The sequence below is a fragment of the Microbacterium sp. MYb66 genome, assembly GCF_002979435.1.
GTDB lineage: Bacteria > Actinomycetota > Actinomycetes > Actinomycetales > Microbacteriaceae > Microbacterium.
Window position 1 is genome coordinate 1 of sequence record NZ_PCOV01000004.1, and the last position, 21,991, is coordinate 21,991.

At 70.6% G+C, this 21,991-nt stretch carries 22 protein-coding genes; 16 read left to right on the top strand and 6 right to left on the bottom strand.

The annotated features are described in order from the left end of the window. The 5 genes from CQ045_RS09945 to CQ045_RS09965 all read left to right on the top strand — a co-directional run. Positions 1-778 (top strand): gamma-glutamyl-gamma-aminobutyrate hydrolase family protein (locus CQ045_RS09945; protein WP_258131025.1); only part of this gene is annotated, 778 nt, incomplete at its 5' end. Positions 779-801: 23 nt separating this feature from the next. Then, positions 802-1,566, top strand: a complete 765-nt coding sequence (locus CQ045_RS09950; RefSeq protein ID WP_105723263.1) for an SDR family NAD(P)-dependent oxidoreductase — start codon at positions 802-804, stop codon at positions 1,564-1,566. Beyond that, the gene (locus CQ045_RS09955; protein WP_146115228.1) at positions 1,563-2,936 is read left to right on the top strand and encodes a glutamine synthetase family protein; all 1,374 of its coding nucleotides are present in this window, start codon (positions 1,563-1,565) and stop codon (positions 2,934-2,936) included. The genes CQ045_RS09950 and CQ045_RS09955 overlap by 4 nt, the downstream gene beginning before the upstream one ends. Before the next feature lies 1 nt (position 2,937). Beyond that, positions 2,938-4,380: an aldehyde dehydrogenase gene (locus tag CQ045_RS09960; RefSeq protein WP_105723267.1), complete on the top strand. Its 1,443-nt coding sequence runs from the start codon at positions 2,938-2,940 to the stop codon at positions 4,378-4,380. Positions 4,381-4,394: 14 nt separating this feature from the next. Continuing rightward, positions 4,395-5,117 (top strand): FadR/GntR family transcriptional regulator, encoded by a 723-nt coding sequence (locus tag CQ045_RS09965; protein WP_105723269.1) that lies wholly within the window; start codon positions 4,395-4,397, stop codon positions 5,115-5,117. Positions 5,118-5,138: 21 nt separating this feature from the next. Here the strand turns inward: CQ045_RS09965 and CQ045_RS09970 are convergent, their stop codons facing one another. Beyond that, entirely contained in the window at positions 5,139-6,206 is a 1,068-nt protein-coding gene (locus CQ045_RS09970; protein WP_105723271.1) for a low specificity L-threonine aldolase, read from the bottom strand. A gap of 83 nt (positions 6,207-6,289) precedes the next feature. Here CQ045_RS09970 and CQ045_RS09975 point away from each other — a divergent pair, with 83 nt between their 5' ends. Continuing rightward, positions 6,290-7,759, top strand: coding sequence for an MFS transporter (locus CQ045_RS09975; protein WP_105723746.1), 1,470 nt, complete (start codon positions 6,290-6,292; stop codon positions 7,757-7,759). A 12-nt stretch (positions 7,760-7,771) separates the two neighbouring features. On the opposite strand, the gene CQ045_RS09980 is transcribed toward CQ045_RS09975, so the two are convergent. Continuing rightward, positions 7,772-8,428 (bottom strand): SDR family NAD(P)-dependent oxidoreductase, encoded by a 657-nt coding sequence (locus CQ045_RS09980; protein WP_105723273.1) that lies wholly within the window; start codon positions 8,426-8,428, stop codon positions 7,772-7,774. Positions 8,429-8,537: 109 nt separating this feature from the next. Further along, positions 8,538-9,977 (bottom strand): DUF6421 family protein, encoded by a 1,440-nt coding sequence (locus tag CQ045_RS09985; protein ID WP_105723275.1) that lies wholly within the window; start codon positions 9,975-9,977, stop codon positions 8,538-8,540. A gap of 72 nt (positions 9,978-10,049) precedes the next feature. On the opposite strand from CQ045_RS09985, the gene CQ045_RS09990 reads away from it, so the two are divergent. From CQ045_RS09990 to CQ045_RS10000, 3 genes are all read left to right on the top strand, one after another. Continuing rightward, positions 10,050-10,508: an Lrp/AsnC family transcriptional regulator gene (locus tag CQ045_RS09990; protein WP_105723277.1), complete on the top strand. Its 459-nt coding sequence runs from the start codon at positions 10,050-10,052 to the stop codon at positions 10,506-10,508. A 121-nt stretch (positions 10,509-10,629) separates the two neighbouring features. After that, entirely contained in the window at positions 10,630-10,920 is a 291-nt protein-coding gene (locus CQ045_RS09995) for a DUF4287 domain-containing protein (protein ID WP_105723279.1), read from the top strand. 51 nt (positions 10,921-10,971) lie between these two features. Next, entirely contained in the window at positions 10,972-11,946 is a 975-nt protein-coding gene (locus CQ045_RS10000; RefSeq protein WP_105723281.1) for a 1,4-dihydroxy-2-naphthoate polyprenyltransferase, read from the top strand. 12 nt (positions 11,947-11,958) lie between these two features. Here the strand turns inward: CQ045_RS10000 and CQ045_RS10005 are convergent, their stop codons facing one another. Beyond that, positions 11,959-12,264, bottom strand: coding sequence for a DUF4229 domain-containing protein (locus CQ045_RS10005; RefSeq protein ID WP_105723283.1), 306 nt, complete (start codon positions 12,262-12,264; stop codon positions 11,959-11,961). Between the two features lie 43 nt (positions 12,265-12,307). After that, positions 12,308-13,201 (bottom strand): hypothetical protein, encoded by an 894-nt coding sequence (locus tag CQ045_RS10010; protein ID WP_105723285.1) that lies wholly within the window; start codon positions 13,199-13,201, stop codon positions 12,308-12,310. A gap of 248 nt (positions 13,202-13,449) precedes the next feature. Here CQ045_RS10010 and CQ045_RS10015 point away from each other — a divergent pair, with 248 nt between their 5' ends. The 5 genes from CQ045_RS10015 (at position 13,450) to CQ045_RS10035 (ending at position 19,488) form a co-directional block, all read left to right on the top strand. Beyond that, positions 13,450-14,595, top strand: a complete 1,146-nt coding sequence (locus CQ045_RS10015) for a glycosyltransferase family 2 protein (protein WP_258131026.1) — start codon at positions 13,450-13,452, stop codon at positions 14,593-14,595. Then, entirely contained in the window at positions 14,592-15,950 is a 1,359-nt protein-coding gene (locus tag CQ045_RS10020; RefSeq protein ID WP_105723287.1) for a polysialyltransferase family glycosyltransferase, read from the top strand. The genes CQ045_RS10015 and CQ045_RS10020 overlap by 4 nt, the downstream gene beginning before the upstream one ends. Positions 15,951-15,976: 26 nt before the next feature. Beyond that, a complete protein-coding gene (locus tag CQ045_RS10025; RefSeq protein WP_258131027.1) occupies positions 15,977-17,137 on the top strand; it encodes an acylneuraminate cytidylyltransferase in 1,161 nt (386 codons plus the stop codon). A 93-nt stretch (positions 17,138-17,230) separates the two neighbouring features. Continuing rightward, on the top strand, positions 17,231-18,103 hold the full coding sequence (locus CQ045_RS10030) for an N-acetylneuraminate synthase family protein (protein WP_105723290.1): 873 nt from the start codon (positions 17,231-17,233) through the stop codon (positions 18,101-18,103). Continuing rightward, positions 18,100-19,488 carry a DUF6716 putative glycosyltransferase gene (locus CQ045_RS10035; RefSeq protein ID WP_105723293.1) on the top strand — a complete coding sequence of 463 codons (1,389 nt, stop codon included), beginning with the start codon at positions 18,100-18,102 and terminating at the stop codon, positions 19,486-19,488. The genes CQ045_RS10030 and CQ045_RS10035 overlap by 4 nt, the downstream gene beginning before the upstream one ends. A 10-nt stretch (positions 19,489-19,498) precedes the next feature. On the opposite strand, the gene CQ045_RS10040 is transcribed toward CQ045_RS10035, so the two are convergent. Next, positions 19,499-20,104, bottom strand: a complete 606-nt coding sequence (locus CQ045_RS10040) for a TetR/AcrR family transcriptional regulator (protein ID WP_105723295.1) — start codon at positions 20,102-20,104, stop codon at positions 19,499-19,501. 102 nt (positions 20,105-20,206) lie between these two features. Between CQ045_RS10040 and CQ045_RS10045 the strand changes: the two genes are divergently transcribed. Together CQ045_RS10045 and CQ045_RS10050 are read left to right on the top strand one after the other, a co-directional pair. Beyond that, entirely contained in the window at positions 20,207-20,917 is a 711-nt protein-coding gene (locus tag CQ045_RS10045; RefSeq protein WP_105723297.1) for an SDR family oxidoreductase, read from the top strand. A 32-nt stretch (positions 20,918-20,949) separates the two neighbouring features. Next, positions 20,950-21,945 (top strand): NADP-dependent oxidoreductase, encoded by a 996-nt coding sequence (locus CQ045_RS10050; RefSeq protein ID WP_105723299.1) that lies wholly within the window; start codon positions 20,950-20,952, stop codon positions 21,943-21,945. Positions 21,946-21,991: the final 46 nt, after the last annotated feature.

Here is a 21,991-nt window from a genome sequence, read left to right on the forward strand (position 1 = left end):
AAGGATGGACATCATCAGCACCCCCGCCCTGCCCCGACCCCTGATCGGCATCTCCGGACGACGCCTGCGCGGCGCCGCGATCGGCGCACCGCACGGCTTCGCCGACGCGCCGCTCGAGGCCTACCTCAGCGAGTACTCGACCTCCGTGCTCCGTGCCGGCGGACTGCCGGTGCACCTGCCGATGGATGCCGTTCCGGCCGAGCTGGCCGAGCGCCTCGATGGTGTCGTGATCGTGGGCGGCGACGACGTCGACCCGCGCCTCTACGGGCAGACACCGGGACCGTTCACCCCTCTGATCGACCCGCAGCGCGACGCGTTCGAGGCCGGCCTGATCGAGGCCGCGATCACCGGCGGCATCCCGCTGCTCGGAGTCTGCCGCGGCGCACAGCTCCTCAACGTCGTCCGCGGCGGCACGCTCCACTCGCACCTGCCGCCCGGCGAGGGGGAGTCGCACGGCTCCTACGCCTATCCGCGCGCTCACCGCGTGCACGAGGTGCGCACGGCGCCGGGCAGTGTCGCGCAGGCGCTCTACGGCGAGACGACCCGCGTCAACTCGTTCCACCATCAGGCGGTCGATGTGCCGGGCCGCGGGATCGTCGTGACCGGGTGGGCGCCGGACGGCGTCGTCGAGGCCATCGAGCTCGAAGGCCTCCCGGTGGTCGGGGTGCAGTGGCATCCCGAGACCTTCGAGGCCGACCCGATCTTCGGCTGGCTGGTCGACCAGGCCGCCGCCCGCGCGACGCTCGACGTCGCGTCCGCAACGCAGAACGTCGCCTAGGCGTCACCGAACAAGGAGAAGAAATGCGACACGCAGACAAGAACGCCTTCCTCACGGGCGCAGGGTCCGGCATCGGGCGGGAGACCGCGCTCCGGCTCGCGAGCGAAGGAGCCCGCATCCTCGTGACCGACGTCTCCGCCGAAGGTGCGGCCGAGACCGTCCGCCTCATCGAGGAGGCCGGCGGCACCGCGCTCGCGGCCGTGGTGGACGTGCGCTCGCGGGAGCAGATCCGCGCGGCGGTCGATGTCGCCCGTGAGGCGTGGGGCTCGCTGCACCTCCTGGTGAACAACGCCGGGGTCGTCACGGAGCACTCGTTCGAGACCCTCACCGAGGAGGCCTGGGACTTCGTGTTCGACATCAACCTCAAGGGACAGTTCCTCGTCGCGCAGGAGGTCGCCCCGCTCATCGCCGAGTCCGGCGGCGGGGCGATCGTGAACCTGTCGACCGTCGAGGCCCTGGTCGTCGTGACGAGCACCGGCACCGCGCAGCCGCACTACAACGCGAGCAAGGGCGGCGTGCCCATGCTCACGAAGGCCCTCGCAGTCGAGCTCGCGGCGAAGAACATCCGCGTCAACTGCGTCGCCCCCGGACCCATCGCGACGGACTTCTTCGACTACGAGAGCGTCACGAGCCCCGAGGCGCTGGAGTTCATGAAGCAGCGCCTCCTGGTGCCGCGGGTGGGCGTGCCCGCCGACATCGCCTCCGCGGTCTCCTGGCTGCTCAGCGACGAGGCGTCGTGGATCGACGGCATCCAGCTCCCCGTCGACGGAGGGTGGCTGACGCGATGATCGACGACGTGCGTCTGGCTCCGGACGAGCTGGAGGCGGCCGGCATCCGCACCGTGATCGTGGCGACTCCCGACCTGCAGGGCCGACTCGTGGGCCGCCGCATCCCGGTCGAGGGCTTCGGCCGCGTCGTGGCGAACGGCGTCGACATCTGCACCTGCGCCTGGGCGTGGGACATCGATCAGGGGCTCGAGCTGATCGATGCGAACAAGTTCGCGCTGTGCGGCATGCACAACGGCGTCCCCGACGTCACGCTGATCCCCGACCTCGAGACGCTCCGCCCCGCGGCCTGGCTCGAGGGAGTGGCGATCTGCCTCGCCGACCCGGTCGACGTGCACACGCACGAGCCGATGCCGCTCTCGCCCCGCGTGCTGCTGAAGCAGGAGCTCGCCCGCATCCGGGAGCTCGGACTCACCCCGCTCGCGGGGACGGAGCTGGAGTTCTACCTGTTCCGCAACGACCCCAGGGAGCTGCGCCGCTCGGGATTCCGCGACCTCGACCCGACGACCCTCACGCCGTCCGACTTCATGATCCACGAGGGCAACCTCTACGAGCCCTTCTTCCAGAAGCTGCGCGCCGACCTCCGCGCCAGCGGCATCCTCGTCGAGGCCGCACAGAGCGAATGGGGTCTCGGGCAGTGGGAGATGACGTTCGAGTACGGCGACCCGCTGGAGATGGCCGACCGGCACGCGCTCTACAAGCTGGCGGTGCGCGACACCGCCGCCCGCGCCGGCATGTCGGCGACGTTCATGGCACGGCCGCTCAACGACCAGCCCGGTTCGTCCTGCCACGTGCACGTCTCGTTCGTGGACGACGAGGGCACGGCGGTGTTCTGGGACGAGTCGGCTTCGGATCGCCTCAGCGGACGGATGCGGTCGGCGATCGCCGGCGCCCTCGAACACGCTCCCGCGCTGATGGCCTGGTACGCGCCGACCGTCAACTCCTACCGACGCAGCAACTCGTCCGATGTGGCGGGGAGCGGGCAGACCTGGGGCTTCGACAACCGCACCACGACGGTGCGCGTGGTGGGGCACTCGCCGCAGGCGCTCCGCTTCGAGTTCCGCCTGCCCGGCGCCGACACGAACCCGTACTTCACCCTCACCGGAGTCCTCGCGTCGGCACGCGACGGCATGGAGAAGGAGACCGTGCTCGGCGATGCCGTGGTCGGGAGCGCCTACGACCTCCCCGCCGACGGCGCCATGCCCGCGGATCCCCGGCAGGCGAGCATCCTGTTCGGGGAGAGCCCGCTCGTGCAGGAGCTGCTCGCCCCCGAGCTCATCTCGCATCAGCAGGTGCTGCTCGACCACGAGTGGACCACGTTCATGGCCCGCGTGACGGACTGGGACCTGCACCGCTACTTCGATCGGATCTGACATGACGTACCCCGCCCTGCGCACCTGGATCGGCGGCGTCGCCGAGGACAGCCCCGAGAGCGACGGCACCTGGCTGCACGACCCGAACACGGGGGCGGCCCTGGTCGCCTCCGCATCGAGCTCGCTCGACCAGGTCGGCCGTGCCGTGACCGCCGCGCAGGAGGCGCACGACGACGCGCGCTGGCGCGGCCTCGCCCCCGAGCGCCGGGCCGAGAAACTGGCCGCCCTCGCCGACTGGCTCGACGAGCGGGCCGAGGAGGTCGCCCGCCTCGACGCGCTCAACAGCGGCGTGCCGATCTCGGTCACCCGGCTCTTCGGCGGGGCGAACGGCGCGACGCTGAGGGATGCCGCACGGCGCGCGGTCGCGGTCGGCGACTCGCGTGCGCTCGCCGCCGAGCACGGACCCGTGCGACTGCACCGCGTGCCCTGGGGCCCCACCGCGCTGATCCTGCCGTGGAACGCCCCGTCGGCCATGGCCGTCAAGAAGACGGCGTTCGCGCTCGCCGCGGGTGCCGCCGTCGTGCTCAAGCCCTCCTCGTTCTCGCCGTGGAGCGCCCAGCTGCTGCTGGAGGGCGTGCACGCGGTCGGCATCCCGGACGGGGTGGTGGGTCTCGTGCAGGGCAGCGGCGGCGTCGGACGCACTCTCGTCGCCGACGAGCGCATCGCCGCGATCTCGATGACCGGTTCCACCCCGACCGGGCGCGCGATCGCCGCGACGGCTGCTCCGCGCTTCGCGAGACTGCAGCTGGAGCTGGGCTCGAACAACGCCGCGATCGTCCGACCGGACGCCGACCTCCCCGCGGCCGCGAAGGCCCTGGCCGACGGCGTGCTGAAGCTGTCGGGGCAGTGGTGCGAGGCGCCGCGCCGGGTGCTCGTCGACCGTGCGCGCCGTGATGAGCTCGCCCGTCTGCTGATCGCCGAGTTCGGCCGCCGGACCATCGGGTCGAGCCTCGACGAGGCGACCGAGGTGGGTCCGGTCGCGTTCGCCGGCCGCCGCGACGAGCTCGCCGAGCAGCGGGAGCGGCTGGCGCAGGCCGGTGCCGAGCTGCTGCGCGTCACGCAAGTGCCCGCACAGGGCTGGTTCTTCGAGCCGACGGTGGCGGTCCTCGACGGGCCGGGCCTCGCGGACGAGGTCTTCGGACCCCTGCTGCTCGTGGGCGGTTATGCCGACGAGGACGAGGCGGTGGCCCTCGCGAACACCGGGCAGGTCGGGCTCGCCGGCTACGTGTTCGGCGCAGACGAGGAGGCCGCGGCCGCACTCGGCACACGGCTCGTCGCCGGCGAGGTCAAGGTCAACGGCACGAGCGTCCTCGACATGTCGCCGGAGTCGGCGCAGAGCTTCTTCGGCGCGAGCGGGCTGGGCGGGCACGGAGACGACGATGTGCTTGACTTCTTCGTGGGGAAGCAGATCGTGGGCTCCGACCGCCCGGGTCTGCCCCTCTGATCGGAGGAGTACGGATGAGCGAGCGTGACGACGCGCCGCACGACTTCTCCCGTGCCGTGCTGCAGCCCGTCTCCGGCTACCAGGCGGTCGCCGGGTTCCTGCGGCGCGAGATGGCGCTCGGCCGCATCCGCCCCGGTGACCGGCTTCCGCCGGAGCGCCGACTCGCCGAGCAGCTCGGCGTCTCGCGCGAGACCCTGCGGCAGGCGCTGCGCATCCTCGAGGGGAGCGGGCAGATCGTGATCTCGCGTGGTGCGTCCGGCGGGGCGATCGTGCAGGATGCCGCCCTCGACCCGCGGCTCATCCGCGAGGAGGTGCGCACGCGCTCGGCCGAGATCGGCGAGCTCACCGAGTTCCGCTCGATCGTCGAGTCCGGTGGGGCGGCGTTGGCCGCGACCCGTCGCAGCGACGCCGACCTGGAGGCGATGACGCTGGCGCAGCGCGACCTCGCCGCCGCCGTCACGAAGGCCGAGTCGCGCATCGCCGACACCGATTTCCACATCGCGCTCGCCGAGGCATCCGGCAACTCGTTCGTCCGCGACGCCGTCGAAGAGGCGAGGGTGCGCATGTTCGAGCCCGTCGACCTGATGAGCTTCGACTTCGTGAAGGAGTCGAGCTGGCACGCGCACGAGCAGATCCTCGATGCGGTGCGTCGTGGCGACGCCGAGGCCGCGGATGCCGCGATGCGCGCGCACCTGCGCACGACGCGCGAGGAGTTCACCCGCGTCGTCGAGTCCTGACGCGCGGGCGGCGTCCGGACGTCAGCCGCGGGTGAGGCGGGAGAGCTCGGCGACGAACGCGTCGACGTCGGCCTCCTCGGTGTCGAAGCCGCACATCCAGCGCACCTCCTTGCGCGCGGCGTCCCAGTCGTAGAACCGGAACGAATCGCGGAGCTGGTCGGCGACTCCGTCGGGCAGCGTGGCGAAGACGCCGTTGGACTGGGTGGGCTGCGTGAAGCCGACGCCCCGGATCGACCCGTCGGCGATACCGGCCTCGATCTCGGAGCGCAGACGCGCCGCCATCGCGTTCGCGTGCTTCGCGTTGCGCAGCCACAGGTCGCCCTCGAGCAGCGCGATCAGCTGCGCCGAGACGAAGCGCATCTTCGAGGAGAGCTGCATGTTGAACTTGCGCGAGTACTTCAGGCCGTCGGCCGCGTCGGGGTTCAACACGACGATGGCCTCACCGAGCATCGCACCGTTCTTGGTGCCGCCGTAGGTCAGCACGTCGACGCCGGCGTCGCGGGTGAACGCGCGCAGCGGCAGGTCGAGGGCTGCGGCGGCGTTCGACAGCCGCGCTCCGTCGAGGTGCAGCTTCATGCCGCGCTCGTGCACGTGGTCGGCGATCGTGCGGATCTCGTCGGCCGTGTACAGCGTGCCGAGCTCGGTCGACTGCGTGATCGAGACCACCAGCGGCTGCGCGCGGTGCTCGTCGCCCCAGCCCCAGGCCTCGCGGTCGATGAGCTCGGTGGTGAGCTTGCCGTCGTCGGTGGGGACGGTGAGCAGCTTGAAGCCGCCGATCTTCTCGGGTGCCGCAGCCTCGTCGACGTTGATGTGGGCGGTGGATGCCGCGATCACCGCGCCCCAGCGTGGCAGCATCGACTGCAGGCCGGTCACGTTCGCTCCGGTGCCGTTGAACACCGGGAAGGCTTCGACGCCCTCACCGAAGTGCGCCTGGAAGACCTCCTGCAGCCGGACGGTGTACGCGTCCTCGCCGTAGGCGCTCTGGTGGCCGCCGTTCGCCGCGGCGATGGCCTCGAGGACCTCGGGGTGGATGCCGGAGTAGTTGTCACTGGCGAAGCCCCGGATCGCGGGGTCATGCTGGATGCTCACCGACCCAGCCTAATCGTCCGATCCGGGTGCGCCGGCGGGGGAGGGGCTTCCAGATGTCGGATGCCGGTCCTACCCTCGACTTCATGGAGCGCACCGCAGCCAAGAGGGCTTTCGGCAACGTCCTCGTCAACACGCTCATCGCGAACGTGACGACGAGCTTCCTCTGGTTCGCCCTCACGTTCTGGGTGTACATCGAGACGCAGTCGGTGCTGGCCACGGGCATCATCGGCGGGGCCTACATGCTGTTCGTCGCGTTCTTCGCGATGGCGTTCGGCACGATCGTCGACCGCAATCGCAAGCACACGGTCATGGTGATCTCGAGCGTCATCTCGGCGGTCGCGTTCCTCGTCGCCGGGGTCTTGTATCTCTGGCAGCCCGAGGCGGCGCTGCTCGATCTCGGCGGCCCCTGGTTCTGGCTGTTCTCCGGCGTCATCCTGTTCGGCGGCGTGATCGAGCAGCTGCGCAACATCGCGCTCTCCACCACGGTCACCCTGCTCATCCCCGAAGAGAAGCGGGCCAACGCCAACGGGCTCGTCGGCACGGTGCAGGGCATCGCCTTCCTCGTCACGAGCGTGTTCTCGGGGCTGTCCATCGGCTTCCTCGGCATGGGGTGGACCCTCGCGATCGCCATCGCCGCCATGGCGCTCACCTTCGTGCACCTCCTCTTCGTGCGCATCCCCGAGGGGACTCCGGAACCCGACCCGAACGCCTCCAGCGCACTCGACTTCCGCGGCAGCGTGCAGGCGATCCGGCTGGCGCCCGGCCTGTTCGCCCTCATCATCTTCTCCACGTTCAACAACCTCATCGGCGGCGTCTACATGGCACTCATGGACCCGTACGGCCTGACCCTCTTCGACGCGCAGACCTGGGGGTTCGCGCTCGCGTTCGCCTCGACGGGCTTCCTGGTGGGCGGCGGTCTGGTGGCGAAGTTCGGCCTCGGGCCCAAGCCCATGCGCACGATGCTGCTCGTGGTCATCGCCATGGGCCTGCTCGGCTCCGTGTTCATGCTGCGCGAGTGGTGGCCGCTCTACGTGATCGGCATGTGGGCGTACATGGCTCTGGTGCCGCCGGTCGAGGCGGCGGAGCAGACCGTGATCCAGAAGGTCGTGCCGTTCGAGCGACAGGGCCGCGTGTTCGGCGTCGCCGCGGCCATGGAGGCGGCTGCGGCTCCGATCACCGCGTTCCTGATCGCCCCGATCGCCGAGTTCCTGATCATCCCGTTCATGAACACCCGCGAGGGTCAGCAGCAGTGGGGCTGGCTGCTCGGCGAAGGCGAAGCCCGCGGCATCGCACTGATCTGCCTGTTCGCGGGCCTGATCATGGTGGTCGCCGCCACGCTGGCATTCTTCACACGTTCCTACCGCAAGCTCACCGAGCTCTACGCCGAGGCGCCGGAGCAGGAGATCGACCACGGCGACGCCGACGGGGAGAACGGCGGCGATGCCGGTGCAGCAGCCGCGGCGGAGGCGGGCGCGCGAGAGGAACGGGCGGGCGAGCGCCGTCATGCCGATGCCCCGCCCATCGTGCCGGGAATGCCGCCCGAATCGCGGTGACCGCGACCCGGGTCAGCCCAGGTCGACGATCCGGTCGTTGAGGTCGATCGCATCCTCGTCCCAGAGCGCGACGACGCGGGCGGCCAGGACCTCGGGATCGAGCGCCTTGGCTCGGAACACGACGGATGCCGCACGCAGCGACTCCCCGGCATCCCGCGCGGCCTTGGCGTAGCCCTGGGCGACCGCCCGGGTCCATGCCTCGCTCGCGGCCTTCACCGCGGCGTAGTTCGCCCCGCCGGCGAGCGGCCGAGCGACCGCCGTCGACGACACGATCGCGAAGCGGCCGGCCGCCGATGCGCGCAGTTCCGCGTCGAACGCCCGGCTCGTCGCGCGCACGGCCTCGAGCGCGGGAAGCAGTGCCGCGAAGTCGTCATCCGACTGCCCCGCGAGCCCACCGCCACCGCGCCAGCCGCCGACCAGCGGGATCACGGCGTCGACGGTGCCATGTGAGGTGCGCAGCCGGTCGGCGAGGTCGCGCATCACCGCGAACTCGGTCGCATCCGCCTCGACCGTCTCCACGCCGGGAACGCTGCTGCGGAGCGTCGCGAGACGGGATGCCGAGCGCCCGGTGACGACGACGCGGTGACCCGCCTCGACGAGCGTCCGCGAGAGCACCTCGCCGGTTGCTCCACTGCCGCCGGCTAGAACGATCACGCGTGCCTGGACCATCGCCGAGCCACCCCTCTCTGTGCGAGCCACCCCTCTATGAACGTACGCAAAGGGGTGGCTCGATCGTACGGGGCCGGCTCGACGAGGGGAGACCCGCCGCGCATGGTCATCAGTCGTCGGTGCCCCGGATGCCGACGGTCGACTCGATGACCGGCTTCATCTTCTTGCCGAGGGTCTCGAAGAACATCGACAGCGGGAACTCGTCGTCCATCACGGCGTCCGTGTAGCCCTTCGGGGCCCCGGCGAGGATCTCGTCCGACAGGCCGCGGGCCCACTGCGAGGCCGGGTGCGGGGTGAGCGTGCCGCGGACGAGCTCGTAGGCGGCGAGCCAGTGCGCGACCTTCGGGCGGTCGATCGAGTGCCAGTACAGGTCGTCGATCGCGTCGCCCAGCGCCACCACGGCATCCGGCACGGCGTCCCAGTCGAAGGCCAGGGCGGTGTCGGTCCAGTGCAGCACGCCGCGCTGGTGCAGCCAGGCGAACAGCAGCTGTCCGCCGACGGCGTCGTAGTTGCGCGTGCGGGTGCCCGTGATGGAGAAGCGGAAGATGCGGTCGAAGATCACCGCGTACTGCACGAGGTGCGCGTAGTCGTGCATCTCCTGCTCGGTCTCGGTGAGCTCCTCACCGGCGGCGATGCGCGCCGCGAGCGAACGCTCGATCTTCACGGACTCGCGGAACGCCGTCATGTCGCAGCGCATCTCCTCCAGCGAGTAGAGGAAGAACGGCATCCGCTGCTTGATCATGAACGGATCGAACGGCAGATCGCCGCGCATGTGGGTGCGGTCGTGGATGATGTCCCACATCACGAAGGTCTTCTCGGCCACCTGCTGGTCGTCGAGCATCGCGGCCGCGCGCTCCGGCAGGTCGAGGTTGGTGATCTCGGCAGCGGCACGGGTGACCCGACGGTAGCGGGCGGCCTCGCGGTCCTGGAAGATCGCGCCCCACGTGAAGGTCGGGATCTCGCGCATCGCGACGGTCTCGGGGAACAGCACGGCCGAGTTGGTGTCGTAACCGGGGGTGAAGTCCACCAGACGCAGCGAGACGAACAGCTTGTTGCCGTAGTCGCCGGCTTCGAGGGCTGCGATGAACTCCGGCCAGATCGTCTCGACGATCAGCGCCTCGACCAGGCGGTCGCTCGACCCGTTCTGCGTGTACATCGGGAACACGACCAGGTGGCGGATCCCGTCGACGCGGGTCTGCTGCGGCTGGAAGGCCATCAGCGAGTCGAGGAAGTCCGGCACGCCGAAGTCTTCGGACGCCCAGCGGTCGAAGTCGACCACGGAAGCGGCGAGGTAGTCGGCGTCGTGCGGGAAGGCGGGGGCGAGAGCGCGGATCGCGGCGGTGATGGCACCGACGAGCTCGCGGGCCGCGGCGTGGTGCGCGGCGTCCGGGATCGAGCCGTCCTTGATCTGCATCTCGCGGATCGCGATCGCGGCGTCCTTGAGCTGCGCCCAGGCGGCGGACTGCTCGGCGGTCGACGCGTCCTCGACGACCTCGGGTTCGCCGACGATGGCCTGAACAGCGGAACTGTTGGCGGAAAGAAGGGACATCGGGACCTCCGATCGGAGTTGTTGACGGAAAGATTCCTGCATAAACGGAATCCTGACGATAATCTTACAGCTATGGATGACTCTGTCGACCGCGCGATCCTGACCGCGATCTCCCGTGACGGCCGCGCCACGCTCTCTCAGCTGTCGGACGCCGTGGGCCTGTCGGTCTCGGCGGTGCAGTCGCGCCTGCGCAGGCTGGAGACGAGGGGAGTGATCACCGGATACCAGGCGATCCTCGACCCCGAGCAGGTGGGCACCCCGCTCTCGGCGTTCATCGAGATCACCCCGCTCGATCCCGCCCAGCCGGACAACGCCCCCGAACTCCTCGAGCACCTCGACGCCATCGAGGCCTGTCACTCCATCGCCGGCGACGCCAGCTACATGCTGTTCGTCCGCGTCCCGTCCCCGCGTGCACTGGAGGAGCTCGTCCGCGATGTCCGCCTCGCGGCCAACGTCAGCACCCGCACCACCGTCGTGCTGCAGACCTACTACGAACACCGGCCGATCATCCCGGTGGGTTCGACCGAGTAGGGCCGTCGGGAACATCGAGGAAGACCCTCTCCCGCTTCGTCGGCGCCCGGTGCTACTTTCGAACCACATCCGGCCCCTCGTCCGCACCATCCCCTCGACGAGGACTGAGCACAGGAGCACCATGTCCTTCCAGGCATACCTCGACAACATCGAGACCAAGACGGGCCTCACCCCGCGGCAGTTCATCGACCTCGCCACCGAGAAGGGATTCGACCGGACGACCAAGGCGGCGCCCATCGTCGCGTGGCTCAAAGACGACTACCAGCTGGGGCAGGGGCATGCGATGGCCCTCGTGCACGTGATCACGAAGGGACCGCAGATCAGCGACAAGCATGTGGGCAAGGGTGGAGCGCACGGCGACCCGTCCGACACGCTCTGGCTCGACGGCAAGGACAGCAATCCGAACGCCTGATGCGTCGTCGCGCTGAGGTCGGGCATCGGCCCGGCCAGTAGGATTCCCTGCGTGGCAGCATCCTCCCAGCGCAAGAAGAAGAATCGGACCGCGAAGCACGCCCCGGCCCGCACCAGCGGCAACCCGGCGAAGCGTCCGGTCGTGGAAGCGGGGCCGGTGACGGCCTCCGATTGGATCGGGGCCGCGCGCCTGCGCACCCTTCCTCTCGCGATCGCACCGGTCGTGATCGGCACCGGGGCAGCACGCAGCACCGGGCCCGAGTTCCACTGGGTCATCGCCCTCGCCTGCCTGGCCGTCGCCGTGCTGCTGCAGATCGGCGTGAACTTCACGAACGACTACAGCGACGGCGTCCGCGGCACCGACGCGCATCGGGTCGGACCCGCGCGTCTCACGGCATCCGGACGGGTGAAGCCGCGCACCGTCCTGATCATCGGCCTGGTCTTCTTCGCGCTCGCCGCGCTCGTCGGCCTCGCGATCGTGGTGCGCACCGAGCAGTGGTGGATGCTGGCCGTCGGCGCCGCGTGCATCGTCGCCGCCTGGTTCTACACCGGGGGCAAGCGGCCGTACGGCTACTACGGCCTCGGCGAGGTCTTCGTGTTCGTGTTCTTCGGGCTCGTCGCGACGCTCGGAACCACCTGGGTGCAGATCTTCGACCTGCCGCAGCAGGCGTGGCTCGGGGCCATCGCCGCCGGCCTGTTCGCGTGCGCCGTGCTGCTCGCCAACAACCTCCGCGACATCGATCAGGACCGCGAGGTCGGCAAGCGGACCCTGACCGTGCTGATCGGCCGCCGCGCCACGCAGGTGCTGTTCACGCTCTTCGTGCTCGCGCCGTTCGGCATCGCCGCGTTCCTCGCGCTGCTGTTCCCGATCGCGTGGATCGCCATGCTCGCGCTGCTCGCCGGGCTCCCGGCGATCGTGATCGTCTGGGCCTACCGCCAGCCGAAGGAGCTGGTCACGGCCCTCGCGCTCACCTCGCTGACGTCGCTGCTGTACGCCGGCGCGCTCTTCTGGGCGTTCGTCGGCTGAGACCGCGCGGGGTCAGGCCTTCGGTTCCCCGTCGACCGACTCGTTCGCCTCGTCGATCGCCTGGTCCTCGGCATCCGCATCGGCTTCTCCGCCGGAGGCGCGGCTCTCGCGACGCTCATGCAGTCGCGTGGAGGCATCGGTCAGGGGTGCGCGCAGGAACAGCATCGAGATGCTGACGCCGATGAGCGCAGCGAAGATCGCGGCGAGCCACCAGAACTCCCGGAAGATCGGGAAGAAGAACCAGAGGATGGCGAGCGGGACGAGGAACGCCAGCAGCCGCAGCACGGTGTAGACGAGGAAAGGCGCGGGCTTCTTCACTCCACCAGTCTACGTTCGCCGCGCGGCGGGCTCTGCGCCTCCGTCATCGGATGCCGAGGCGCGCGAACGGGATGCCGCGGACCACGCGCCGCCACGGATGCTCCCCGAGCGACCAGAGCAGGCGGGCGTCGAAGTCGAGCGCGAGGTCTTCGCAACCGACCGGGAGGGGGACCCGATCACGCTCGAGCGAGTCGCGGGAGCCGCTCCACAGGGTGCCGGGACGCAGGTGGTCGGACTGCGACACGAAGTAGCGATCGCCCGCGCGCACCGCTCCCTGCATGTGCGTGATGCCGGGGGAGAAGCGGTCCTCCTCCACGAATCCGCCATCGGGGCCATCGGGGATCGCGAACTCGCCGATCCGTCCGGTGCCGTCGGTGCGATGCTCCCCGATGAGCACGCGTCGCAGCGGGGCGCCGTCGTGGTCGTACACCCGACCCAGATACGAGCAGCGCAGCGCGACCGGATGCACGCGGGTGCGGACCGCGACGAGCGCGGTCGAGCGTCCGCCGCGACGGCGCGACCCCGCGAGCCGGTGGGCGAGTGCGCCGCGGACCTCGCGGATGTCGGAGAGGTCGAACTCCCAGATTCCGCGACCGGTCGCCGCGACGAACAGCCGATCGTCGAACCAGGCGAGGCCGCCGGCGTGGATCGGGGCAGGCTGCAGTTCGCCCTCGTCGTCCACGATCGCGAGGAGGATGTCCAGGTGACGCGAGCGCTCCAGGTCGACGAACGCCACGCGCGAGGCGAGGTGCACCCCGGAGAGCTCCTGCCGGAACCAGCTCACGGCGAGAGTGCGTCGCCCCTGCCACTCGCCGAGATCCACGCCCTGCGGGTACCACCGGCGGGTCCAGGTCCGTGCGCTGAGCCACCGCAGGTCGACGGTGTCGCGCCGCCGCTGGCGCACGGGGCGCCAGGTGGATCCGAAAGGCCAGAGCATGCTCCCCATCGTCGTCGATCCCGGGCGACGGTGCGAACCGGCGTCGTCGTCGGAGACACGAGTTGTCGACAGGGGTTCAGCGGAAGACATTCCAGCACGTATAATGTTACTGACGACGGCGCGCTCGTCTGTGGGGGACGAGCTCGACGAAACAGAACGTCTCGAGTCGGCTGATGGGGGTCAGCGGGCGACGAGGCGGGCGGGGTCGCATCCGTGCGGCGTCGTCCCCGAACGTCTGACGTTCGGCAGTGCGCGAGCACTGGGAGGTGCGGCTCCGGTCGGGTGCGGGGCCGCACCTCCGCGCTCGCAGTGCCGACGGCACCGGGCGCGGACACCCGGCGTTCACCTCCGCGTCGCCGTCCGGCAACGGATGCCTGACACCATTCCCGGACACCGCCAGCCCCGGGAGTCTCGTGCGCACACCTCTCGTCACCGTCATCCTGCCTGCCAAGGACGCCGGCGAGTACATCGGGACGACGCTCGAGACGCTCACCCGGCAGTTCGAGGATGCCGCGGAGCTGAAGCTCGTCGCGATCGACGACGGCTCCCGCGACGACACCGGTGCCCTGATGCGGCAGTACGCGCAGCGGTTCCCGCATTCCGAGGTGCTGCGGAACCCGTCGGCGCGCGGCCTGGCGAGCGCGCGCAACCAGGGGCTCGCGCACGTCGAGGGCGACGCCTTCTGCTTCCTCGACGGCGACGACTGGATGCAGCCGAGGAGGCTCGCGGTGCTGGTGTCGCGGCTGCGGGAGCTCGACGCCGACTTCCTGCGCACCGACCACGTCACGGTCGCCGGCATGCAGCGGACGCTCGTGCGCGCGCCCTACCCGTGGCGCGACCGCGTGGTGTCGCCCCGCGAGGCGATCCTCCCCGCGCACGAGTCGACCATGGTCGACTATCCGTTCGCGTGGGCCGGAGTGTTCCACCGCCGCGTCCTCGACCGGGGGCTGGCCGGATTCCCGGAGGGGCTGTTCACGGCAGAGGACCGTCCGTGGATCTGGCGACTGCACCTGCAGGCCCGCTCGTTCGCGGTCGTCGATGCCCCCGCACTGCTCTATCGACGCGGGGTCGCCACCTCGCTCACGCAGGCACGGGATCGACGGCAGCTCGACTTCGCCCGCGCCATGAACGAGGTCATCGCCGTGGTCGAGCAGGATCCGGAGGCGGAACGCTTCCTCCCCAAGGCGGTCTGGACCGCGCTCGCACTCAGCTCCCATCACCTGGTGCGCGCGCGCCGGATGAGTCCTCCGCTGCGCGCGGAGATGCGCACCGGCATCCGCGACATGCTCCGACGGCTCCCCGCCGACCAGGTGCCGGCGGTGGTGGAGCGCTTCGACGGGCCGCGGCGCCGGGTGCTCGCGCGCATCCTCCGCGAGGCGGGACGAGGAGCATGACCCAGCTCTTCGCGCTGCACAGCGCTTACGGACTCGCCACGGCCGTCGCGGCGATCGATGCCGGACTCGTCGGAAGCGGCTCTCGCGACGGGGGCGCGGAACGGATCCTGGTGCCGTTCACCTCGTCGCGGGTGCCGGAGACCGCGGTCGGCATCGCGGACGACCCCGTGCTCGGGTCGCTGCGGGACCGCTTCGACCGTGTCGAACCCCTCGAAGATCTGCTCGGCCCGCGGCATCCGAGCTCGTGGGCACCGGCGGATGCCGACCTTCCGATGCTGCAGCGACTGCTCGTCCGGGCATGGCGACTCGACCCGCACGGCCTGGAGCTGTTCGTGCAGAGCCCGCAGGTGGCGCCCGCCCGCACGCTGATGGAGGTGTTCCCGCAGGCGCGGATCACGATCGTCGGCGACGGGCTCATGACCTACTCGCCGATGCGGGTGCGGATGCCGTACCCGGTCGCCGCCCGCATCGAGCGCGTCGTGCACGCCGACGTCGTCCCCGGCGTGCGACCTCTCGTCGGCGGGGCCGATGCCGAGATCGTCCCGGTCCCGTCGGGCTCGTTCGCGGCGGCGCTGCGGGAGACGGATGCCGGTGGCCCCGAGTCCGTTCGCGACGGGGCGTCGACCGTGCTCGTGCTCGGTCAGTATCTGTCGGCACTCGGGCTGATGACGGCGGCGCAGGAGATCGACCTGCAGCGGCAGCTGATCGACCGTGCGGCGCGGTGGTCACCACAGCGCATCGTGTTCAAACCGCATCCCGCGGCGCCCCCGCTGGTGACCGCCGCGGTCCGCGCACAGGCGACCGCGCAGGGCATCGACTTCGTCGAGTATCGCGGCCCCCTCGCGGCGGAGCTGCTCGCGGAGCGGCTGGACGCGCTGGCGGTCGTGGCAGGGTTCTCGACCGCGCTGCCGACGGTGCAGACCCTCTTCGGGCGGGCGATCGGCTCGGCGGGAAACGATGCCGTGCTGGCGACGCTGGCCCCGTTCGAGAACAGCAATCGGATCCCGGTCGCCCTGGTCGACGCGCTCACCCGCGAGGACTCGCCCTACATCGAACCTGCGCGACTGCAGCTGCTGGTCGACGCCGTCGGCTATGCGATGCAGCCCGAGATCGTCGGACACCTCCGCGGTCGCGCCGAGGAGCTGCTCGACGGTCTCGACCCGGAAGAGCGCGACCGCTACTTCGCGCCGCGGCGGTTGGCGGAGCTGCGGCTGCCCGGAGCGCCGAGCGAGAGCGCGCTGCGCCGGATGCTGCGCCCGGCCGGAGGAGTGGGCAGGATCGAGGAATGGCGTCTCACCGCCCTCGGTGCGCGACGACGAGCGGGGCGGGCCTGGCGGGCGATCCGCGGACGATGATGACGACGACGACGAGGATGCGGAACATGGACGAGCGGATGCCCCTCACAGTGGCGATCATTCCGGCGCGCGGCGGATCGAAGCAGGTGCCGCGCAAGAACCTGCAGCGGGTCGGCGGGGTGCCGCTGATCGAGCGTGCGGTCCGCGCGGCGGCGACGGCATCCGGCATCGATCTGGTCGTGGTCTCCACCGACGACGACGAGATCGCGGCGGTGGCGACGGCGGCGGGCGCTCGCATCGTGCGCCGACCCGCCGAGCTCTCCGGCGACACCGCGACCTCGGAGAGCGCGATCCTGCATGCACTCGACGACCTCGAGGCGAACGGCGACAGGGTCGGGGTCGTGGCGTTCGTGCAGGCGACATCACCTTTCATCCCGAGCGACGCGCTCGCCGCTGCCGTGTCGGAGGTGCAGGCCGATCGCGCCGACAGCGTGTTCTCGGCCCACGAGACCTACGGGTTCCTGTGGCGCGAGGGCGAGGACGGCACCGCTGTCGCGATCAACCACGATGCCGCGCACCGCCCCCGGCGTCAGGACCGCGAACCGCATCACCTCGAGACCGGGGCCTTCTACGTGTTCCGGGCCGCGGGCTTCCGTGAGAGCAGGCATCGCTTCTTCGGTCGGACCCGGATCGCGCGGGTGCCGGAGTGGACGGCGATCGAGATCGACGATGCGGATCAACTCCGGGTCGCCCGCGCGCTCGCGACCCTGCACGAGGCCCCGGGGCCCATCCCGGTGCGCGCGGTCGTGACCGACTTCGACGGGGTGCACACCGACGACACCGCCATCATCGACGCCGACGGCGGGGAGCGCGTGCGGGTCAGTCGAGAGGACGGCATGGGCGTGGCTCTGCTGCGCCGGGCCGGTGTACCGCTGCTGATCCTCTCGACCGAAGTCAATCCGGTCGTCCGCGCTCGTGCCGACAAACTCCGCGTACCGGTCCTGCACGGGATCGACGACAAGGAGACGGCGCTGCGGAACTGGGCGCAGGAGAACGACGTGCCCCTCGCCGACATCGCCTACCTCGGCAACGACGTGAACGACCTGCCGGCGCTGCGCATCGTGGGCTGGCCGGTCGCGGTGGCGAACGCGCATCCGCTGGTCATCGAAGAGGCCAGGGTCGTGCTGAGCCGCCGAGGCGGAGAAGGCGCGGTGCGGGAGCTGGTCGAACGGGTGTTGTCGAGCTGACCGACGCCGGTAACCCGGTGGTCTCCCGGTGTTCATCCTCGGCCCGTAGTCAGGAGGGAGGGGTTGCACCAGCGCTCGACGACCGGAGGAATCATGACTGTCAGCATCGGCTCACGAGTGATCGGCGGCGGGCGTCCTGCCTACGTCATCGCCGAGATCGGCCTGAACCACAACGGCGATGTGGACATCGCCAAGCGCCTGATCGACGTCGCCGCCCGTGCCGGTGCGGACGCCGTGAAGTTCCAGAAGCGCACGCCCGAGATCTCCACGCCCGAGCACATGCGCGACGTCCCGCGCGAGACGCCCTGGGGCCTGATGAGCTACCTCGATTACCGCCGCCGCGTCGAGTTCGGGCGCGACGAGTACGTCGAGATCGGCGACCACGCCACGATGCAGGGTCTGGACTGGTTCGCCTCGCCGTGGGACGTGCCGAGCGTCGACTTCCTCGAAGACCTCAACGTGGTGGCGCACAAGGTCGCCTCCGCGAGCCTCACCGACACCGAGCTGCTGGTGCGTCTGCGCGAGACCGGCAAGCCCGTCATCCTCTCCACCGGGATGTCGACCATCGAGCAGATCGACCGGGCTCTCGACACGCTCGGCACCGATCGCGTGGTCCTCATGCACGCGACCTCGACCTATCCGCTGGAGCCGGAGGAGGCCAACCTCCGCGTGATCGCCACCCTGCGTGACCGCTACCCCGGTGTGCCCGTCGGCTACTCCGGGCACGAGCGCGGCCTCCAGATCTCGCTCGCGGCCGTGGCCATCGGAGCAGTGGCCGTCGAACGCCACATCACGTTGGACCGCACGATGTGGGGCTCCGACCACGCGGCCTCGCTCGAGCCGACCGGCCTCGAGCACCTGGTGCGCGACATCCGGGTGATCGAGCGTGCGACCGGCGACGGCGTCAAGCGCGTGTTCGACAGCGAGCGCGCGCCGATGGCGAAGCTGCGCCGCGTCTCGGCATGACGGGAGCCGCCGGCATCCGCGTCGTCGCCATCGCGGACGCCGACTCCTTCGTGAAGTGGGCGGCCTCGCTGGTCGGGTCGGTAGCGGGACTGCGTCCGCACCTGCTTGTGGTGCAGACCCCGCTCACGGCCAGTGTCGCGCAGCAGCGCACCGCGCTCGCCGGAACGACGCTCGGTCCCGACGACGTGACCCGCATCGGGTTCGCGGAGACGGCCGCCTGGCTGGCGGGGCAGCGCCCGGACGTGGTCCTGCTCGCAGGGCGGGGACCGTTCGTGCGGCTCATGGGACGGGTGATCGACTCCCTGGAGCATCGGCCGGTCACCGTCTCCGGGCTGCCGGGCATGGCGATCCCCGCACAGCGCGGCGCGCTCGACTACCGTCGGCACACCGATCTGCTGGTCGTGCACTCCCACCGCGAGGTGCGGGCGTTCGAGGAGCTCGGGCGACGCATCGGCGCGCAGATGCCCACGGCTCTCGCGACCCTGCCGTTCGCACGACGGCGCCAGCGGATGCTGCGGCCCGAGCGGTCGACCGTCGATGCAGTGGCGCGGGGGCGCGGCGGTGTCGCCGTCGCCGAGCGTCCGGCGGAGACAGCGCCGGTGCGACCGCCGGCGACCGACATCGTCTTCGCTGCGCAGGCGCTCGTACCCGTCGGGCGGGAGGAGCGCGCGGAGATCGCGGCCATGCTGCTGCGGGCGGCGGAGACCGAGCCCGCGCGCCGTGTGGTGGTGAAGCTGCGGTCGCGGCCGGGCGAGTCGGAGACGCACCTCGAGCGTGAGCCGTACCGGGGGCTGCTGCCGAGCCGGCTTCCGCAGAACCTCGTGTTCTCGTACGACTCGATGTCCACCGCTCTGGAGACCGCGGCCGGTCTGGTCACCGTGAGCTCCACCGCGGCGATCGAAGCCACCGCGATGGGGATCCCGGTGATCGCGCTCGACTCCTTCGGGGTCAGCAAGAGCCTGCTGAACACGGTGTTCGTGGGGAGCGGTCTGCTCGGCGGTCGCAGTGAGGTCGTGGCCGGGCGCTTCCGGCATCCGCATCCCGACTGGCTGCGCGACAACTACTTCCACCCCGAAGCCGAGTCGACGTGGTGGGAGCGGGTGGAGCAGCTCGTGGCTCTTCGGCGTTCCGGGGCGCTGCCGGCGCGGCGCGTTCCCGCGGCTCGGGGTGGGGTGCTGCACGAGGCCTGGCATCGGGCGAGTGTGCTCGGGTCCGAGGATCACACGGCGCCGGGGAGAGTGGCGCTCGCGGTGGGCTCTCCGACGACGCGCGCACTCGCCGCCCTTCGTCGACGCCGGCAGCCCGCGGACGGCGGCACCTGGTCCGACGCCTCGACCGACTACACGATCGAGCCGAACCCGTTCGACGACTCGCTCCGGCGCTGAGCCGCCGGACTCACTCTCCGAGGAGAGCGCCGAGCTGTCGGTCGATGTCGTCGACGAGTTCGTCGACGCTCAGGTCGACGTTCGTGCTCGCTGTCAGGGTGAGGAACATGATCGCGGAAACGATGCGGGCGAGGGCGGCGGCACGTTCCTCGCTCGTCTTCGGGTCGCGGCGGAGGATCGACGCCACGGCGTCCTCGGTCTCGCCCACGATGCGAAGCGCCTCGGCATGGTGTGCGTCGGTGGGTTCGGCGAACACCATCTCGCGCAGGTAGGTGCGTCCGTTCTCGACCTGAACGCGGTTGCATTCGACGATCGGCCGCAGCAGCGCGACGATCGCCGCGCGCGCATCGGGAGTCGCTTCGGCCGCAGCGATGCCCTTCTCGAGAGCGACGGCGTAGTGCGCGTTCTGCACGAGCAGCAGCAGCTCGCCCTTCGTCTTGGCGTAGAGGAACAGGGTGCCGGTGCCGACATCGGCTCGCTCGGCGATCTGCTGGGTGGTGACCTCGTCGATGCCGTGCGCAGCGAAGAGCTCTGCCGCGGCCGCAGCGATCCGCTCGAGCTTCTGCTGCTTGTTGCGCTCGCGACGACCGAGCGCGTTCGAGGCCGAGATCGACATGTTCATCCTTCGGGAATAGAAACTGATTACGCTCAGTTATGACGAGAGTCGCTTATGCGCACGCTCAACTATCCCTCATCATCGCAAAGAAGAGAGCAGTCCATGCCTTCACTCCACGGAGCCGTCGTCCTCGTCACCGGAGCGAACGGAGGCATCGGCGCGCAGTTCGTCGCGCAGGCGCTCGCGCGCGGCGCCGCCAAGGTCTACGCCAGCGCCCGCATGCCGCGCACCTGGGACGACGAACGCGTGGTCCCGCTCGCCCTGGACGTGACGGATGCGGAGTCGATCCGCGCCGCCGTCGAAGCCGCGCCCGACGTCACGGTGCTCATCAACAACGCCGGCGCCTCGGTGCCGACCGCGGGGATCCTCACGCACTCGGACGACGACATCCGCCGGAACGTCGAGACGAACTTCCTCGGCCCGCTCTTCCTCACGCGCGCCTACGCCCCGCTTCTCGCCGGGCGGCCGGGGGCTGCGGTCATCGACATCCATTCCGCTCTCTCCTGGTTCGCCGTGGCCGGCATCTACAGCGCGACGAAGGCGGCGCTGTGGTCGGCGACGAACTCGCTCCGCCTCGAGCTCGCTCCCGCGGGAGTGCACGTCGTGGGTGTGCACGTCGGCTATGTCGACACCGCAATGGCCGAGCACGTCTCGGACCCGAAGACCGATCCGGCCGACCTCGTCCGCGCCGTGCTGGATGCGACGGAGCGCGACGAGTACGAAGTGCTCGCGGATGAGATCTCTGTGCAGGTCAAGGCAGGGCTCAGCGCTCCGCTGGAAGTCGTCTACCCGCAGCTGCGGGCGAACGCCTGAGACCCGCGGGACCATCGGAGGAGTCGAACACCATGCGTGCATTCGTCGTCGCGAAGTACAAGCAGCCGCTCGAGGAGCGGGAGGTCGCCGAACCCGAGGTCGGTGATCGAGACGTCCTGGTCCGCGTCGAGGCCGCGGGTCTCAATCAGCTCGACGAGAAGATCCGGCAGGGGGAGTTCGCGCAGATCCTGCCCTATGACCTGCCCCTGGTCCTCGGCAACGATGTGGCGGGGACGGTGATCCGCGTCGGTCGCCTCGTCGACGGATTCCGCCCCGGCGACCGCGTGTACGCCCGGCCGGACGCGGCCCGCATCGGGACGTTCGCCGAGCGGATCGCCGTCGCCGAGACGGACCTCGCCCCCGCGCCCGCCGGTCTCTCGATGGCCGAGGCCGGCTCGCTCCCGTTGGTGGCACTCACGGCCTGGCAGGCGCTGGTCGAGCGTGGAAGGGTCACGGCGGGGCAGAAGGTGCTCATCCATGCGGGTGCTGGCGGCGTCGGGTCGATCGCGATCCAGCTCGCCGCGCACCTCGGGGCCAGGGTCGCCACGACGGCCAGCGCGGCGAATGCCGACTTCGTGCGGGGTCTCGGCGCCGACATCGTGATCGACTACCGCCGACAGGACTTCGCCGAGGAGCTGTCCGGCTACGACTTCGTGCTGGACGGCCTCGGCGGCGAGAACCTCGAGAAGTCGCTGCGGGTGCTCAAGCCCGGTGGGCTCGTGGTCGGAATCTCGGGCCCGCCCGACCCGGCGTTCGCGCGGGAGCAGGGGCTGAGTGCTTTCGTGCGGCTGGCCATCGCGGGTCTCAGCCGCAGGGTGCGAGCTCAGGCGAAGAAGCTCGGCGTGCGGTACGAGTTCCTCTTCATGCGCGCGGACGGCGAGCAGCTGCGCCAGATCACGGCACTCATCGACAGCGGCGCGATCCGTCCGGTCGTCGCGAAGACGTACCCGTTCGACCGTCTGCCCGAGGCTCTCGCCGACCTCGCCGCCGGGGCGAGCCGCGGCAAGATCGTGGTGACGAGCGACTGAGCCCTGACGCCGGAGATGCGCCGCGGCGTCTGCGAACTCGCAGGCC

Bases quoted from the DNA above. Each gene is read 5' to 3' on its own strand.
- CQ045_RS10035 (WP_105723293.1), top strand. From the start codon at position 18,100: ATGACGGGAGCCGCCGGCATCCGCGTCGTCGCCATCGCGGACGCCGAC.
- CQ045_RS09960 (WP_105723267.1), top strand. From the start codon at position 2,938: ATGACGTACCCCGCCCTGCGCACCTGGATCGGCGGCGTCGCCGAGGAC.
- CQ045_RS09985 (WP_105723275.1), bottom strand. From the start codon at position 9,977: ATGTCCCTTCTTTCCGCCAACAGTTCCGCTGTTCAGGCCATCGTCGGC.
- CQ045_RS10045 (WP_105723297.1), top strand. From the start codon at position 20,207: ATGCCTTCACTCCACGGAGCCGTCGTCCTCGTCACCGGAGCGAACGGA.
- CQ045_RS10030 (WP_105723290.1), top strand. From the start codon at position 17,231: ATGACTGTCAGCATCGGCTCACGAGTGATCGGCGGCGGGCGTCCTGCC.
- CQ045_RS09990 (WP_105723277.1), top strand. From the start codon at position 10,050: ATGGATGACTCTGTCGACCGCGCGATCCTGACCGCGATCTCCCGTGAC.
- CQ045_RS09980 (WP_105723273.1), bottom strand. From the start codon at position 8,428: ATGGTCCAGGCACGCGTGATCGTTCTAGCCGGCGGCAGTGGAGCAACC.
- CQ045_RS10010 (WP_105723285.1), bottom strand. From the start codon at position 13,201: ATGCTCTGGCCTTTCGGATCCACCTGGCGCCCCGTGCGCCAGCGGCGG.
- CQ045_RS10040 (WP_105723295.1), bottom strand. From the start codon at position 20,104: ATGTCGATCTCGGCCTCGAACGCGCTCGGTCGTCGCGAGCGCAACAAG.
- CQ045_RS10050 (WP_105723299.1), top strand. From the start codon at position 20,950: ATGCGTGCATTCGTCGTCGCGAAGTACAAGCAGCCGCTCGAGGAGCGG.
- CQ045_RS09975 (WP_105723746.1), top strand. From the start codon at position 6,290: ATGGAGCGCACCGCAGCCAAGAGGGCTTTCGGCAACGTCCTCGTCAAC.
- CQ045_RS09965 (WP_105723269.1), top strand. From the start codon at position 4,395: ATGAGCGAGCGTGACGACGCGCCGCACGACTTCTCCCGTGCCGTGCTG.
- CQ045_RS09955 (WP_146115228.1), top strand. From the start codon at position 1,563: ATGATCGACGACGTGCGTCTGGCTCCGGACGAGCTGGAGGCGGCCGGC.
- CQ045_RS09950 (WP_105723263.1), top strand. From the start codon at position 802: ATGCGACACGCAGACAAGAACGCCTTCCTCACGGGCGCAGGGTCCGGC.
- CQ045_RS10020 (WP_105723287.1), top strand. From the start codon at position 14,592: ATGACCCAGCTCTTCGCGCTGCACAGCGCTTACGGACTCGCCACGGCC.
- CQ045_RS09995 (WP_105723279.1), top strand. From the start codon at position 10,630: ATGTCCTTCCAGGCATACCTCGACAACATCGAGACCAAGACGGGCCTC.
- CQ045_RS10025 (WP_258131027.1), top strand. From the start codon at position 15,977: ATGGACGAGCGGATGCCCCTCACAGTGGCGATCATTCCGGCGCGCGGC.